Below are 15455 nucleotides of genomic sequence, written 5' to 3'. Positions count from 1 at the left end.
GGCGGAGCGGCCGAGGAGTACGGCGGGGCTGCTCACCAGTGGCGATGTCTCGTCGCGAGGGGCCGGGGTGGGTGCGCTGCGTGCTCGATCGGTTGCGGTGCGTGGTCGTCGATTTGAAGGTGGCTACAAGACCCCACGCACTCTTGCGAAAGGAATCTTCATGCGTGCTTTTTCGGCACGGCGCATCGCGACCTCCGCGCTCTGCGCCACGTTTTTGTTCGGTGTCACGGCTCCTGCCGCCTTGGCGGCCGACACGGCGCGGGACCGCGGCAGTAAGTCGGCTGCCCCCTCCGAGGCGGAACTCCAGAGCCAGGTCAGACAGTTGGCCGCCATCGGCACTGTGGTGCCCCCGGTCACCGCACTGATGAACGCCGTACTCGAGGACGACGACTCCCAACTGTCCGATGCGGAGGCAACGACACTCGGCAACGCCGCGAAGGCCGCCATCGCCAGGGCAGCCGCGACTCCGGTGACCTCCACGACTCCGGTGACCTCCGCGACCCCGATGACCCCCGCGAACCCGGCGACCTCGGGTGTGACGACTTCCGTCGTGCCCTTCCTGCCCTTCGTGCCCTTCGCGCCTGCGGCGCCGATCGCTCCGGCGACGTCGGTGAACCCTGCGTCCGTGTCACTGCAGACGGAGAACGCGGGAAGTGGCGACGCGAGGGCTGCCGCCGATTTGACGGCTCTTCTCACCGAACTGCAGACGGCCGTGGATGCCTTGGTCACCGCCGCCAAGTCCGGTGACCCGGCCGCCGCCCTCCTCGCGGTCACGGGCGTGGCGCAGAAACTCGCGAACGTCGTCCTCGGCATCCTGGGCAGCGCCGGCCTCCCCAGCAATCCCAGTGTCCCCAGCGTTCCTAACAGTCCTGTTCTGCCCCAGGAGTAGCCGTTCTGCGAACGGGAGTTGCGCCTGAGGCGAAGCCGGCATCTCGGCCCCGGACGCCGTACCGATCCTGTTGTGGATCGGCACGGCGTCCGTTCCTGCGGACGGACCCATGTCGCCCCGCGTTCATAGGAGAATGATAAACCGCGTTCATAGGAGAATGAGAAACGCGGACAAGCTGTACCCTGCATTCTTCATTCGGGTGACCTTCCTGCGACGGGCCGGAATTTTCTGTGTTCGGAGTTTCCTCGACGTCCGGGGCTCGTTGGAGTCGGTGAAGCAATTCCCGCCGGCGACTTTCGGGTTGCCGAAGAAAGGAACACGATGAAGTCTCTGAAGGCTGCCGCCGTCGTTGCTGGGTCTCTGGTCGTGGCCGGTTTCGCCACTCCCGCTCTCGCCTTGGACCTTGGCGGGAGCAAGGTCACCGACATCTCCGGAACGCTGGACGGCATCGCCGATGGGGTCAAGGTGCAGCCGCTGGAAGGGCAGAAGCTGCTCGACCCGAAGAGCCTGCTGGGCAAGGACGCCCAGAAGCCGGCGAGTGGCCCCGGTACCGGCCAGACGGTGGGCTGAGAACCCATGCAGAACTGAGCGGTTCGGGCGCTCTTTCGTCTCAGACCTTCGCTCGGATTTCGGCCGGGCTACTTTCTGAACCTGTGTATCGGGTGCTTGTGGCCGCCCCTGGGCCGATTCCGCCGTATGCGGGATCGGCCCTTTGGTCGTGCTCCGCGCAAGGATTTCGCGCAAGGATTTCGCATAAGGACTCGCGTAAGGACTCGCGTAAGGGATCAGGGCAGGGGCGGGTCCGACCCATGACGAGGAGGAGACAGACCATTGCCGACCAGCAGACCCCGCCGGTATCCACCGGTGCACAGTGAGGCCGAGCCCGCCGATGGCGACTCGGCAGTCGTCGTCGGCCCCAGGGCGACCATGGGACGGCGGCGCGTGTTGTGGGGGGCGTTCGCGGCGGTGCTCGGGATCGCGCCCGCGCCGTTCCTGGTGGCGTCGAGATCGGCCGAGGCGGAGGAGACTCGGTTCGACGAGACGTATCGAGGGCGCCGTGTCGTCGGCGTCAAGCACGATGAGGGGCGGTCCGGGGGTGGCGGCTCCGGAACGTGGCACGTCACCGTGGACGGTCGGCCGCTGCATCTGATGCGCCGGGCGGACGGCAGTTGGATGAGCATGATCGACCACTATCAGTCGTATGCGACTCCGCTCGCCGCCGCGCGCGCGGCCGTCGACGAACTCGGCCCCACCGCATGGCCGGGCGCGCCGGGTGACAGGAACAGCCGTATGCGGGACAGCTGTACGCCGAGCGGGGGCAGGGGAGTCGAGAGGGAGCACCGTTGTGGTGTACACGCGTAAGGACGTCAGCATGCTCACCCGGTCCGAGCGTCGCCGGTTCGTCAACGCGCTGCTCATGCTGAAACGCGGTGGTCAGTACGACGAGTTGGTGCGCACGCACATCGAGTACTACCGCTCCGACGGTGAGTTCGGGCTGCGTGTCGCCCATATGGCACCCACCTTCCTGCCCTGGCACCGCAGGTTCCTGCTGGACCTGGAGGAGGCACTGCGCCGTGTGGACGACTCGGTGACCGTGCCCTACTGGGACTGGACGCGCAACCGCACCACTACGGCCCTGCCGTGGACCGAGGACCTGCTCGGCGGCACCGGGCGGCGGCCCGACCGGCAGGTCATGACCGGCCCCTTCGCCTACCGCAACGGTGAGTGGACCATCCAGGTGGGGGTCACCGACGCCGAGTTCCTCACGCGCGACCTGGGACACCCCCGGGACCCGATCGCACTGCCCACGCCCTGGGATCTGGAACGAGCCCTCGACGACCCCGTCTACGACGTGGCCCCCTGGAACTCCACGTCCGTCAAGGGATTCCGCAACAAGCTGGAAGGGTGGGGATCGGGGCGGGGCGCCGTCTCATGGCGCAACCACAACCGGGTCCACCGTTGGGTCGGCGGCCACATGGTCGGCGGCGCCTCCGTCAACGACCCCGTCTTCTGGCTGCACCATGCCTTCGTCGACCTTCTCTGGTCCCGCTGGCAACGGCGGCACCCCGGCGCCCGCTATCTCCCCGCCGAGCCGCTGGCCCGGGGCGACACACAGCGTGGCCGGGTCGTCGCGCGGCACGAGAGGATGCCGCCGTGGGACGTGACGCCGGACGAGGTGGAGGACCACAGCGGGATCTACCAGTACGCGTAGCCCGCACGGGCCGGGTACGGGTGAGGTGCGCGATCCACACGCTCCGGATCGTCATGTTCTGGACATCGAATGCGGTGGGCCGGAGGTGGTGTCCGGAGCGGCTCCATGCCGTCGATCGCGGAGATGGGGCAGGCGCTGATCACGGGCTGCGAGCCGGGGGCCGCAGCCGCAGGAGCATGGCGACCAGCGAGAACGCCCTCCCGGAGGGAGGGTGTGTGTGAGCGCCCCCGGCAGGACTCGAACCTGCGGCCAAGCGCTTAGAAGGCGCCTGCTCTATCCACTGAGCTACGGGGGCCAGGTGTGGTGGCCTCGGTCTTGGTGCCCGGGTGTGGGCTGATCCGTGACGTTGCCGGGGACAAGGATAGGGCTCCCGAGTCCGTGTCCCTGTTGCTTCGCCTCCGTGGCTCAATGTGGAGGTTCGGTGAAGCGGTCCTGATAATCGCAGGCAGGTACGAATCGTGCACCTCTTTTGGCGCGTCGAGCCCCGGGTGTTGTGCACTCGTTATGCCTGCGCCCCTCTCGTCCCCTCCGTCCCATGCGTCCTGTCGGCGCGCAGACATGCTCATATGCTTCAGAAAGTCCACAAAATTGGGCATTCTTCGCATGTGGTGACCTTGGACGTACGGCCTCAGCTGCTCGACGCGCTCTCCGCCCTGCGCGACCGTGTCGCCGCCGCGCGCTTTCCGCTCCCCCTGGCGGGGGCCCCGCGCGCGCGTGCCAACCGCGACGAACTGCTCGCGCAACTCGACGACTACTTGGTGCCCCGGTTGCGGCAACCCGAAGCGCCCTTGCTGGCCGTTGTCGGCGGATCGACCGGTGCCGGGAAGTCCACCCTGGTCAACTCCCTGGTGGGCCGGAAGGTCAGCGAGGCCGGCGTGCTGCGGCCGACCACCCGTACCCCCGTACTCGTGTGCCACCCCGATGACCAGCACTGGTTCAGCGGCATGCGCGTACTGCCCAATCTCAGGCGCGCGTGGGTGCCTCAACAGGAGCCGGGCCAGGACGCGGATCAGCCGGGCGCGTCATTTCCGCCGGGCACGGCGGGCCGCGCGGGCAAGGACGGCGAGCGCGTACTGCGGATCGTGACCATCGACAGCCTCCCACCCGGTCTCGCCCTCCTCGACGCACCCGACATCGACTCCCTGGTCGCCGATAACCGCGTCCTCGCCGCCGAGCTCATCTGCGCCGCCGACATCTGGGTGATGGTCACCACCGCCGCCCGCTACGCCGACGCCGTGCCCTGGCATATGCTGCGCACCGCCAAGGAGAACCGGGCGACCCTGGTCACCGTTCTCGACCGGGTGCCCCACCAGGTGGTGGCCGAGGTCTCCCGGCAGTACGGTGCCCTGCTCACCAAGGCCGGCCTCGGCGACGTACCCCGGTTCACCGTGCCCGAGCTGCCCGAGTCCGCGTGGGGCGGCGGGCTGCTGCCGGCCACCGCCGTCGCACCGCTGCGCAGCTGGCTCATTCATCAGGCGACCGACCCCGGAGCCCGGCACCAGGCCATGGCCCGCACCGCCCACGGGGTCCTCGACTCGCTGAAGTCCCGGATGCCCGAGCTGGCCAGTGCCGCCGCCCAGCAGTACTCCGCCGCTCTCCGACTCACCGCGGCCGTCGACACGGCGTACGACACCGAGCACGCGCGCGTGAAGGCGCGACTGCAGTCGGGGGCCGTGCTCGCGGGCGACGCCCTCAAACGGTGGCGCAGCTACCCCCTCGACTGCACCGCCCGCGAACTGCTCGACGCCCTCATGGAGAGCCTCGGCACGCTGCTGCTGTGCGCCGTCACCGCCGCCGACGAGCGGATCGCCGAGGCCTGGCGCCGCGAACCGGCCGCCGTGGCCGCCGGGCTCATGGAACGCGAGCCCGCGCCGGGGAACACCGAGCACCGCATCGGGATGGCCGTACGGCGCTGGCGGCGCGTCATCGAGGAGTACGCCGAGGAAGAGGTCCGCAACGTCGACCGGGGCGTCGCGCCGGATCCCGAGGCCGTGGCCGCCCTCGTGGCCACGGCCCTGCTGGGCGGCCGACGGGCCCGGACGGCGGCGGAGGGGGTCGCCGAGCGGATCGGAGGCCACAGCGCGCTGCGGCTGCGCGACCGCGGGGGACGGCTGCTCACCGAGTACCTCGACAGGGCCCTCGACGCCGAGCGCGACCGCCGTCTCGCCCCCCTCGAAGCACTCGACGTACACGCCGAGCCGCAGGCCGAACTCATCGCCGCGCTGTCCGTACTGCAGAAGGAGAGGTGACCGCCGTGACCGCCGTCACTGACCACACGGATCAGACGGAGGACGACGTCCCCGAAGGGGACGACGATTGCGAAAACAGCCTCCCTGCAGAGCACGACTCCGCAGAGGACGCTCCGGAAGAGAGAGTCTCCATGGGCGAGGCTTCCAAGAACGACGCGTCTCCACACGACCCTGCCGAGGAGGGCGATTCCAAAGAGGAGGCCTCCGACACGGACAGCGGCGAATCCGACACGGACAGCCGGGAACCCGACGGGGGCAGCCGAGAACCCGACAGGGACAGCTGCGAAAACGAGCTCCACGCGCGCGTGGCCGACGATGAGGTGTCCGGTGACAAGCCGCCCCGTGCCGCGCCTTCCGGTGACGCGTCCCGCCGTACGGAACCCGGTGGCTCGTCCCGCCGTACGGAAGGCCGCGCCGAACGTCGTGCTGAACGTCGTGCTGAACGTCGTACGGAGGAGCGTACGGAAGGCCGTACGGAAGCTCCTACGGAAACGGAAGCTCCTACGGAATCCGAGGAGCCCTGGGGCGACGGGCTCATCGCTCGGCGGGTGTCCGAGGAGAGCGCCGCCGAGCAGGCCAAGATCCTGGCCTCGGTCATGGAGACAAAGGCACCCGGTCCACAGACGGTCACGCCGCTCGCGTACGACGGGGCCCTGCGGTCGCGGCTCGACGCGTTGCGGGAGCTGGTGGGGCTGTCCCGTACGCGGCTGGACAGCGGGACGCTCGCGGAGGCGGGGCGGGTGCTGGACGAGGCGGCGGCGCGGCGCAGGCTCTCGGGGCAGCACACCGTGGTGGCGATCGCCGGCGCGACCGGCAGCGGGAAATCGACGCTCTTCAACGCGCTCGCCGGTGTGGCGATCTCGGAGGCGGGCGTACGCAGGCCCACCACGGCCGCACCGATCGCGTGCAGTTGGAGCGACGGCGCGGCGACTCTCATCGACCGGCTCGGCATTCCGGGACGGCTGCGGCGGCGGCCGTTGCAGAGCCCGGAGGCGGAGGCGCAGTTGGGCGGGCTCGTGCTGGTGGATCTGCCCGACCACGACTCGGCGGCGGTGCAGCACCGGCAGCAGGTGGACCGCGTCCTGGCGCTCGTGGACGCGATCATCTGGGTCGTCGACCCGGAGAAGTACGCCGACGCCATCCTCCATGAGCGCTATCTGCGACCTCTGGCCGGCCACGCGGAGGTCATGTTCGTCGTCCTCAACCAAATCGACCGGCTGCCCGGGGAGGCCGCCCACCAGGTCCTCGACGACCTGCGCCGACTGCTCGACGAGGACGGGATCGCCCTGGGGGAGTACGGCGAATCGGGGGCCACCGTGCTCGCGCTCTCCGCGCTCACCGGGGACGGGGTGGCGGAACTGCGGGACGCGCTCGCGCAGTTCGTGGCCGAACGGGGCGCACCGGCCCGCCGGGTGCGCGCCGATCTGGACGCGGCCGCCGCGCGGTTGTGGCCGGTGTACGCGACCCGGCGGCGTACGGGGCTCAGCGAGCGCGCCCGCGAGGAGTTCACCGCCCGGCTCGCGGACGCCGTCGGCGCGACCGCGGCGGGCGAGGCGGCCGAGCGGGCCTGGCTGCGCAACGCGAACCGCGCGTGCGGCACGCCGTGGCTACGGCTGTGGCGGTGGTGCCAGGGCCGGAGTGAACTCCCGACCGGGCGGCTCACCCTGGCGTCGACCGTGGACCAGGAGGTCACCGCGCGACAGCGCGTCGAACAGGCCGTACGCGTGCTGTCGGAGCGTGCCTCCGCGGGGCTGCCCGCGCCCTGGGCGCAGGCGGTGCGCGAGGCGGCCGTACGCGGGGCGCAGGGGCTGCCCGAGGCGCTGGACGAGTTGGCGGCGCGGGCCGGGACGCCGTCGGCGCGGCCACCGCGGCCGGGCTGGTGGCCTGTCGCGGTGCTCGCGCAGGCGTCCATGACCCTGCTGCAAGTCATCGGCGGGCTATGGCTGTTGGGGCAGATCGTCGGCGTCATGTCACCGAACCTCGGGGTGCCGGTGCTGCTGATGGTGATCGGCATCGTCGGCGGTCCGGCCGTCGAGTGGAGCTGTCGAATGGCGGCACGCGGCCCGGCCCGGCGCTACGGGCTCGAAGCGGAGCGACGGCTGTGGGAGGCCGCCGCCTCGTGCGGTCGGGCGCGGGTGCTGGATCCGGTGGCGTCCGAACTTCTGCGTTACCGGGAGGTACGGGAACAGTACGTGCGGGTGTTGGGGACGGCACAGGTGGGGTGAGAGGGGGCTCCCGCATGGACGGTTCACTCCGTCGAGTGACGGAGTTTTCCACAACCGGCGGGTAGCGCACAGGGCTCAGCGGGCTCGGCCCGACGGCGGCAGTCTGAACTCGCGGCGATCGCAGCGGACGCCACGGACACAGCGGACGTGGCGAACGGCGCAGGACGTTCTTGCGGACGCAATCACCGCGACGACAGACACAGCAGCCGTACGGGACGGGCCCGTACGCGTGTCGGGCCGGTGCCGGTGGCGGTGCCGGCGCGGAGGAGGGGTTCACGGCATGAACGAGACGATGGTGTGCGTGGTGGGGAACGTGGCGACCCAGCCGGTGTGCCGGGAGTCGGCGGCGGGCTCGTCGGCACGGTTCCGGCTGGCGGTCACCTCGCGGTACTGGGACCGGGAGAAGAGCGAGTGGACCGACGGGCACACCAACTTCTTCACGGTGTGGGCGAGGCGCGCACTCGCGGCGAACGTGGCGTCGTCCGTGTCGCTGGGCGATCCGGTAGTGGTGCACGGGCGGTTGAAGGTGCGCAGCGAGCAGCGGGACGGACACAGCTGGGCCTCGGCGGACGTGGACGCGGTGGCGATCGGCCATGACCTGTCGCGGGGGACGTCGGCGTTCCGGCGGACGTCCAGGGGAGAGGCGACGATGCCGGCCCCGGCCCAACCCGAGCCGAACTGGGAGACACCGCCCGGGAGTCGGCTCGACGCCCCCGATGAACTACGGCCTGAGCCAGCAGGAGTGACGTGACATCAGGGCACGTGCGTCCGGCCCCATAATCATCGCCCTGGCCGAACTGCGGCTTATCGACGAATGCGTTGTGAACACTCCTGACGTAAGTCCCGTCAGGCTCGGCGATTTGTCGATAAGTCCTGTTCGCGGGCTGTGCAAGCGATAACGATTCCGATTCGGATCGGTTGTCCGACGATACGACTGAGAAGAGTGGTGCGCCGCGTCCCTAGGATGCCGGGCATAGCTCACGGGGCTTCTGATGCTGCTGGTGGGACCACAACCCCCCACGTCAACGGGTCCTGCTCGAAGGGAAATTCAGTGGTTTCTTCGTTCTCGGTGTCGCTCTCCGCGTGGGCCGCGCGCAGGCGAGCGGTGGCCCGTCTCGCCGCCGTGTCGCTCGCGTCCGGACTCGTCGTCGCGGGTGCGATGGTCACCGCGGGCACGGCCGCGGCCGACGAGACGGCGCAGAGCCCGGGTGGAGCGACGGCCACCATAGGTGGCCTGAAGACGTACGGGACGGCCGTGATCCATACCGGCGGCGAGGAACAGCAGCTGCCCGCCGGACTGTTCGAGATGTTCGTCGACGGCGGCGGCACCCTGCAGACCTACTGCGTCGACATCCAGAACCCGACGCAGAAGGACGCCAAGTACCAGGAGACCCCCTGGAGCGGCACCTCGCTGGGCGCCAACAAGGACGCGGGCAGGATCCGCTGGATCCTGCAGAACTCCTATCCCCAGGTGAACGACCTCGTGGCACTCGCCGCCAAGGCCGGCGCCAACGGGCTCACCGAACAGGACGCGGCTGCCGGCACCCAGGTGGCGATCTGGCGGTACTCGGACGGGGCCGATGTGACGGCCCTGGACCCGCAGGCCGAGAAGCTCGCGGACTATCTGGAGAAGAGCGCGCGGAACCTGGCGGAGCCGACGGCCTCGCTGACCCTCGACCCACCGGCGGTCTCCGGCCGGGCGGGCGAGCGGCTCGGCCCGGTCACGGTGCACACCAACGCGGACGAGGTGACCGTGACCCCGCCGTCGGACGCCGCCGCCGGGGTGAAGGTCGTGGACGAGGACGGCAAGGCCGTGACCACGGCCCGTGATGGCGGCGAGCTGTACTTCGAGGTGCCCGAGGACACCGCGGACAGCTCGGCCGAACTGACCGTACAGGCCTCGACCACCGTGCCGGTCGGGCGTGCCTTCGCCTCCGAGACCCGCAGCCAGACCCAGATCCTCGCCGGCTCCAGCGAGTCCACGGTCTCCGCGACGGCCACCGCGAACTGGGCGGAGAAGGGCGCGATACCGGCACTGTCCGCCGAGAAGAACTGCACCGAGGGCGGCCTGGAGATCACCGCGGCCAACGAGGGGGACGAGGCCTTCACCTTCGAGCTGATGGGGATCGAGCACACCATCGACGCCGGAGAGACCCGGACGGTGACGATCCCGCTGCAGGAGGACCAGGCCTACGACTTCACCATCAAGGGGCCGAACGGCTTCGCGAAGCAGTTCCGGGGGGTTCTCGACTGCCAGACGGAGACCAAGGCGAGCGCGGGCGGCGAATCGGTCCGGACGCTCAACGAGCCGAGCCCGGCGACGGTGGGCGGGAACACCGTCTCCACCTCCACCACCGATCTCGCCGAGACCGGCAGCTCCGGCGCCACCCCGGTGATCGGCGGCATCGCGATCTCCCTGGTCGTGATCGGCGGCGCGGTGATGATCATCCTCCGCAAGCGGGAGCAGCGGTAGACGGAAAGAGCTCCTTGGCAACTCAACAGTGAGTGACCGCGCGGTGACACGACCGTGTGACGCGGCCCCGGTACGCCCCAAGGCGCCGGGGCCGTGTCGCTCTTCCGGGGGTTCGCCATCCGGTTTCCGTCGAGGGCTGGCCGTGCGGCAAGATGGGTGGTACTGCCCACTGCCAGATTTCAAGCTGCCGGACGGTTTCTCTTGGCTGAGTACATTTACACCATGCGCAAGACGCGCAAGGCACACGGCGACAAGGTGATCCTTGACGACGTAACGCTGAGCTTCCTGCCCGGCGCGAAGATCGGTGTGGTCGGTCCGAACGGTGCCGGTAAGTCCACCGTCCTCAAGATCATGGCCGGTCTCGAGCAGCCGTCGAACGGTGACGCGTTTCTCTCCCCGGGCTACACCGTCGGCATCCTCCTCCAGGAGCCGCCGCTGAACGAGGAGAAGACGGTCCTGGAGAACGTCCAGGAGGGTGTCGCCGAGATCAAGGGCAAGCTCGACCGGTTCAATGAGATCGCCGAGCAGATGGCGACCGACTACTCGGACGCGCTGCTGGAGGAGATGGGCAAGCTCCAGGAAGAGCTGGACCACGCCGAGGCATGGGACCTGGACGCCCAGCTGGAGCAGGCCATGGACGCCCTGGGCTGTCCGCCCGGCGACTGGCCCGTCACCAACCTCTCCGGTGGTGAGCGCCGTCGCGTCGCGCTCTGCAAGCTGCTCCTGGAAGCCCCCGACCTGCTGCTCCTCGACGAGCCCACCAACCACCTCGACGCCGAGTCCGTGAACTGGCTGGAGCAGCACCTCGCCCAGTACAAGGGCACCGTCGTGGCCATTACCCACGACCGGTACTTCCTGGACAACGTGGCCGGCTGGATCCTGGAGCTCGACCGCGGCCGTGCCATCGGCTACGAGGGCAACTACTCGACGTACCTGGAGACCAAGCAGTCCCGTCTCAAGGTCGAGGGCCAGAAGGACGCCAAGCGCGCCAAGCGTCTCAAGGAGGAGCTGGAGTGGGTCCGCTCCAACGCCAAGGGACGGCAGGCCAAGTCCAAGGCGCGTCTGGCCCGCTACGAGGAGATGGCCGCCGAGGCCGAGAAGATGCGGAAGCTGGACTTCGAGGAGATCCAGATCCCGCCGGGCCCCCGTCTGGGCAACGTGGTCGTCGAGATCAACAACCTCAGCAAGGCCTTCGGTGAGAAGGTCCTGATCGACGACCTCTCCTTCACCCTGCCGCGCAACGGCATCGTGGGCGTCATCGGCCCGAACGGCGCCGGCAAGACCACCCTGTTCAAGATGATCCAGGGCCTGGAGACGCCGGACTCCGGCACGATCAAGGTCGGCGAGACCGTCAAGATCTCCTACGTCGACCAGAGCCGCGAGAACATCGACCCCAAGAAGACGCTGTGGGCCGTCGTCTCCGACGAACTGGACTACATCAACGTCGGCCAGGTCGAGATGCCCTCGCGCGCGTACGTCTCCGCGTTCGGCTTCAAGGGCCCGGACCAGCAGAAGCCGGCCGGCATCCTCTCCGGCGGTGAGCGCAACCGTCTGAACCTGGCGCTCACCCTGAAGCAGGGCGGCAACCTGCTGCTCCTCGACGAGCCGACCAACGACCTCGACGTCGAGACCCTGTCGTCGCTGGAGAACGCGCTCCTGGAGTTCCCCGGCTGCGCCGTGGTCGTCTCCCACGACCGGTGGTTCCTGGACCGTGTGGCGACGCACATCCTCGCGTACGAGGGCGACTCCAAGTGGTTCTGGTTCGAGGGCAACTTCGAGTCGTACGAGAAGAACAAAATCGAGCGCCTCGGTCCGGACGCCGCCCGTCCGCACCGCGCGACCTACAAGAAGCTGACTCGGGGCTGATCTTGCGGCACATCTACCGCTGCCCACTGCGCTGGGCGGACATGGACGCGTACGGCCACGTCAACAACGTGGTTTTCCTCCGGTACCTGGAGGAAGCCCGTATCGACTTCCTGTTCCGCCCGGAGAAGGACTTCAAGCAGGGGTCCGTGGTGGCGCGCCATGAGATCGACTACAAGCGGCAGCTGGTGCACCGGCACAAGCCGGTGGACATCGAGCTGTGGGTCACCGAGGTAAGAGCGGCGTCGTTCACGATCGCCTACGAGGTCAAGGACCCGGACCAGGTCTACGTCACGGCCTCGACGGTGATAGTGCCGTTCGACTTCGAGGCACAGCGGCCCCGCCGGATCACCGCCGCCGAGCGGGAGTTCCTGGAGGAGTACAGGGAGGACGAGGAAGAGGCCGTCGCCGCATGACGGTCCTCCACCTCGCCGACGAGGGGGAGGCGGCGGACCTCGCGGCCTTCCTCTCCCGGCTGCTCCACTACGACCGTGGAGCCGCGGTGCGCCTCCAGGCGGCGGGCACCGCACTGGCCGTCTTCGGCCGGCCACCGTCCTTCGAGGTGCTGGCGATCCGCGCGGTACGGCTCGCCAAGCCGTACGAGAACGGGCTCGATGTCACCCTCGATGTGACCGTGTCGGCCGGTGAGCTTCTGGAGTCCATCGACGAGTCGGCGGCCACGGCCGTGACGCCCGCCGCCGTCACCGGGCCCCCGTGGGCCGGGGTGCTGCCTCCGCGCGGCGGCTGGCGGCCCGAACCGGGGCTGCCCGCGCCGGACGCGCTGCGGGCGATGGTCGCCGCGGCGGTGGCGGAGTTCCGGTCCCGCACCCAGGAGTTGCCGCCGGAGAAACGCACCCGGGCCGAACTGGACCGAATCGGGCGGGAGATCTGGTCACGCCCGATCGGCGACACCGCCCTGCCCGTGCGGGCCGCGCACGCGGCACAGTCGCTCGGCTTCCTGCGGGCCTCAGGAGGCGGGCAGGCCGAAGGGACGCTGGGCCTGTTCTCGTCGGGCGCCTGGCTCAGGCTGCGCACGGCGTACGGGTCGATCGCCGTACGCCGGGCGGGAATCGGCGCGCTGGGCATCAGCGTCCGCTGACCCCGGCGGGGCCGGGCCACAGGGACCTGGTGAAAGCCGCCCGGTCCGGGGCCGGTCAGCCCGGGGCGTTCACCATCGAGGCCGCCGCGTACGTCAGGTAGTTCCAGAGCGTGTGCTCGTGTTCCTCGGAGAGGTTCAGTTCGTCGACGGCGTCGCGCATGTGCTTCAGCCAGGCGTCGTGCGCGGCCCGGTCGACGACGAACGGGGCATGACGCATACGCAGACGGGGGTGGCCCCGGTTCTCGCTGTAGGTGGTCGGGCCGCCCCAGTACTGGATCAGGAACAGCGTGAGGCGCTCCTCGGCCGGGCCCAGATCCTCCTCGGGATACATGGGCCGAAGTATCGGGTCCTCGGCGACACCCTCGTAGAAACGGCGCACGAGGCGCCGGAAGGTCTCCTCGCCACCGACCTGCTCGTAGAAGGTCTGCTCCTGAAGTGTGCCCCGCCGAATCTCTTTCACGTACCCCATGGTCTCAGACGGGGGGACGGAGGACTCAAGGCTTAGGACCACGACCGGGAGAGCGATCGCTTTCGGGTCGGTGCGCCGTGGCGCTCGCCTCTGGAGGCGTCACGCAGCACAGTGGAGACATGGGCACGCACGCTGTGGACCACGACCTGGAGCGTCTCGCCGCCGAGGCCCGCTCGGCGATGGTGCGGGAGATCGAGGCGAGCGGGGCCTGGGACGCCGACCCCGGGTGGCGGGCGGCGTTCGAGGCGGTGCCGCGTCATCTCTTCGTGCCGTACTACTTCGTCGGGGCCGCGGGGGGCTACGAACGGCTGTGGGGTGAGGAGCGCGACCCCAGGAGGCGTGAGCGCTGGGTGCGGGGAGCGTACGCGGACACGCCGCTCGCCACGCGGGTACGGGACGGGCGGCTGATCTCGTCCAGCAGCCAGCCCTCGCTGATGGCGAAGATGCTGGCCGAACTGGAGGTGGAGGAGGACAGCAGGGTTCTGGAGATCGGGGCGGGGACCGGTTACAACGCCGCCCTGCTCGCGCACCGGCTCGGCGACGACCAGGTCACGACCGTCGACCTGGACGCGGACATCACGGAGGCAGCGCGCACTCATCTGGACGCCGCCGGTTACCACCCGACTGTCGTCACGGGGGACGGGGCGCGGGGGGTGCCCGAGCGGGCGCCGTACGACCGGATCATCGCGACCTGCACGCTGCGGTCGATCCCGCGCCCCTGGCTTGCGCAGTGTGCTCCCGGTGGGCGCATCCTGACGCCGTTCGCCACGGGACTGGTCCGGCTGCGGGTGTGGGACGCCGAGCACGCCGAGGGGCGCTTTCTGTACACGTCGGCGTATTTCGTGCCGCTGCGCGGGGGTGGGGACGAGCCGGAGACGGTGCAGCCGCATCTGGGCGGGCTGCCGCACCGGGCCAGGGACCACGACCTCTTCCGGTTCCTGCTGGCCCTGACGGCGAGCAGCCTCGACCCCCACGAGGCGCTCGCGCTGTGGCAGCGCGAGGGCATGCCGTCGCGCGAGCGCTACGGGATCACCGTCAGCGGCGACCGGTCCTGGGCCTGGCTGGACGACCCGGAGGGGCCATACGCCTGGCCCCTCCCTTGATCGTCTCGCGCTCCCCGGTCAGCCCCGGCGGATCGTGATCGTCGTCCAGGCGCCCACGTGGACCCGGTCGCCGTCCTGGAGGGGGACCGGCACGAAGGGCTGGATGGGTTCCTCGGAGCCGTTGACCGTGGTGCCGTTGGTGGAGTTCTGGTCGACGACCGCCCAGCTGCCGTCCGGCTGCTGCACGAGCACGGCGTGCTGATGCGAGACCCCTGGGTCCTCCGGCGGTACGGACAGATCGATGTCGGGGGTGTCGCCGGTGGAGTGCCGGCGGCGGCCGATGGTGATCTGGTTGCCGGTGAGGGTGCGCTGCTGCTCGGGGGAGTACGCGGGCAGGTTCAGGCCGGCGGCCTCGGGGCCCGAGCGCTGCATCATCGCCATGAAGTACTCGCGGTCCGGGCCGATCGTGGCGCTCCAGGTCGCCGGTGCCTGCGGGTACGCGGGACCGGGCGGGGCCTGGGTGGCACCGGGCTGCGGGTAGCCGTAGCCACCGGGGCGTGCTCCGGGACCACCGGGTCCGCCAGGTCCGCCCGGACCACCGGGGCCACCGGACCCACCAGGCCCCGTCGACGACGGCGGCGAGATCACCCAGTCGTCGTCGCCCCCGAAGGCGGGGCCGCCCGACTGTGGGCCACCTGGGCGTGCTCCGGGCCCACCGGGACCGGCAGGTCCGCCGGGACCACCAGGGCCGCCCGGGCGCCCGGCCTCCTGGGGGAAGGCAGGCGGAGCCGGCGGCCCCGGCTGCTGGAACGCCTGGGGAGCCCCACCGGCCGCCGGGCCACCGCCGGGACCGGGACCACCGGGGCCGCCACGGCCGCCGAAGCCTCCGGGCCCGCCAGGGCCTCCGGGGCCACCCGGTCCGCCGGGACCATT

14 protein-coding genes and 1 tRNA gene are annotated in these 15455 nt (G+C 70.1%); 12 read left to right on the top strand and 3 right to left on the bottom strand.

What is annotated here, in order from left to right:
- Window positions 1–160: 160 nt before the first annotated feature.
- From STRIP9103_RS06950 to STRIP9103_RS06935, 4 genes are all read left to right on the top strand, one after another.
- Entirely contained in the window at window positions 161–889 is a 729-nt protein-coding gene (locus STRIP9103_RS06950) for a hypothetical protein (protein WP_009301743.1), read from the top strand.
- Window positions 890–1210: 321 nt separating this feature from the next.
- Window positions 1211–1459 (top strand): hypothetical protein, encoded by a 249-nt coding sequence (locus STRIP9103_RS49605; RefSeq protein ID WP_048819837.1) that lies wholly within the window; start codon window positions 1211–1213, stop codon window positions 1457–1459.
- Between the two features lie 357 nt (window positions 1460–1816).
- Window positions 1817–2251 (top strand): tyrosinase family oxidase copper chaperone, encoded by a 435-nt coding sequence (locus STRIP9103_RS06940; protein ID WP_048819842.1) that lies wholly within the window; start codon window positions 1817–1819, stop codon window positions 2249–2251.
- Window positions 2235–3101, top strand: coding sequence for a tyrosinase family protein (locus tag STRIP9103_RS06935; RefSeq protein WP_048819836.1), 867 nt, complete (start codon window positions 2235–2237; stop codon window positions 3099–3101). Before STRIP9103_RS06940 ends, STRIP9103_RS06935 begins: the two co-directional genes overlap by 17 nt.
- 222 nt (window positions 3102–3323) lie before the next feature.
- Here STRIP9103_RS06935 and STRIP9103_RS06930 read toward each other — a convergent pair.
- Window positions 3324–3396 (bottom strand) — tRNA-Arg (locus STRIP9103_RS06930).
- A 310-nt stretch (window positions 3397–3706) separates the two neighbouring features.
- Between STRIP9103_RS06930 and STRIP9103_RS06925 the strand changes: the two genes are divergently transcribed.
- The 7 genes from STRIP9103_RS06925 to STRIP9103_RS06895 all read left to right on the top strand — a co-directional run bounded on the left by STRIP9103_RS06925 (window position 3707) and on the right by STRIP9103_RS06895 (window position 13010).
- The gene (locus STRIP9103_RS06925; protein ID WP_181800222.1) at window positions 3707–5350 is read left to right on the top strand and encodes a dynamin family protein; all 1644 of its coding nucleotides are present in this window, start codon (window positions 3707–3709) and stop codon (window positions 5348–5350) included.
- Window positions 5351–5946: 596 nt separating this feature from the next.
- Complete coding sequence (locus STRIP9103_RS06920) at window positions 5947–7575, top strand: YfjP family GTPase (protein ID WP_408995630.1); 1629 nt, start codon at window positions 5947–5949, stop codon at window positions 7573–7575.
- A 280-nt stretch (window positions 7576–7855) separates the two neighbouring features.
- Entirely contained in the window at window positions 7856–8326 is a 471-nt protein-coding gene (locus tag STRIP9103_RS06915) for a single-stranded DNA-binding protein (protein WP_009301736.1), read from the top strand.
- A gap of 300 nt (window positions 8327–8626) precedes the next feature.
- Complete coding sequence (locus STRIP9103_RS06910) at window positions 8627–10048, top strand: TQXA domain-containing protein (protein WP_009301729.1); 1422 nt, start codon at window positions 8627–8629, stop codon at window positions 10046–10048.
- 201 nt (window positions 10049–10249) lie between these two features.
- Entirely contained in the window at window positions 10250–11914 is a 1665-nt protein-coding gene (gene ettA, locus STRIP9103_RS06905) for an energy-dependent translational throttle protein EttA (protein ID WP_078613823.1), read from the top strand.
- 2 nt (window positions 11915–11916) lie between these two features.
- Window positions 11917–12327, top strand: coding sequence for an acyl-CoA thioesterase (locus STRIP9103_RS06900; RefSeq protein ID WP_009301735.1), 411 nt, complete (start codon window positions 11917–11919; stop codon window positions 12325–12327).
- A complete protein-coding gene (locus STRIP9103_RS06895; protein WP_009301759.1) occupies window positions 12324–13010 on the top strand; it encodes a hypothetical protein in 687 nt (228 codons plus the stop codon). Before STRIP9103_RS06900 ends, STRIP9103_RS06895 begins: the two co-directional genes overlap by 4 nt.
- A gap of 55 nt (window positions 13011–13065) precedes the next feature.
- Here the strand turns inward: STRIP9103_RS06895 and STRIP9103_RS06890 are convergent, their stop codons facing one another.
- Complete coding sequence (locus tag STRIP9103_RS06890) at window positions 13066–13479, bottom strand: globin (RefSeq protein ID WP_048819833.1); 414 nt, start codon at window positions 13477–13479, stop codon at window positions 13066–13068.
- 119 nt (window positions 13480–13598) lie between these two features.
- Between STRIP9103_RS06890 and STRIP9103_RS06885 the strand changes: the two genes are divergently transcribed.
- Window positions 13599–14582: a methyltransferase domain-containing protein gene (locus STRIP9103_RS06885; protein WP_048819832.1), complete on the top strand. Its 984-nt coding sequence runs from the start codon at window positions 13599–13601 to the stop codon at window positions 14580–14582.
- Between the two features lie 18 nt (window positions 14583–14600).
- On the opposite strand, the gene STRIP9103_RS06880 is transcribed toward STRIP9103_RS06885, so the two are convergent.
- Window positions 14601–15455 (bottom strand): FHA domain-containing protein (locus STRIP9103_RS06880; protein WP_009301725.1); only part of this gene is annotated, 855 nt, incomplete at its 5' end.

Source organism: Streptomyces ipomoeae 91-03 (assembly GCF_000317595.1).
Lineage (GTDB): Bacteria > Actinomycetota > Actinomycetes > Streptomycetales > Streptomycetaceae > Streptomyces > Streptomyces ipomoeae.
Note: the sequence above shows the minus strand (reverse complement) of the source record. Positions and strands in the feature narration are given on the sequence as shown.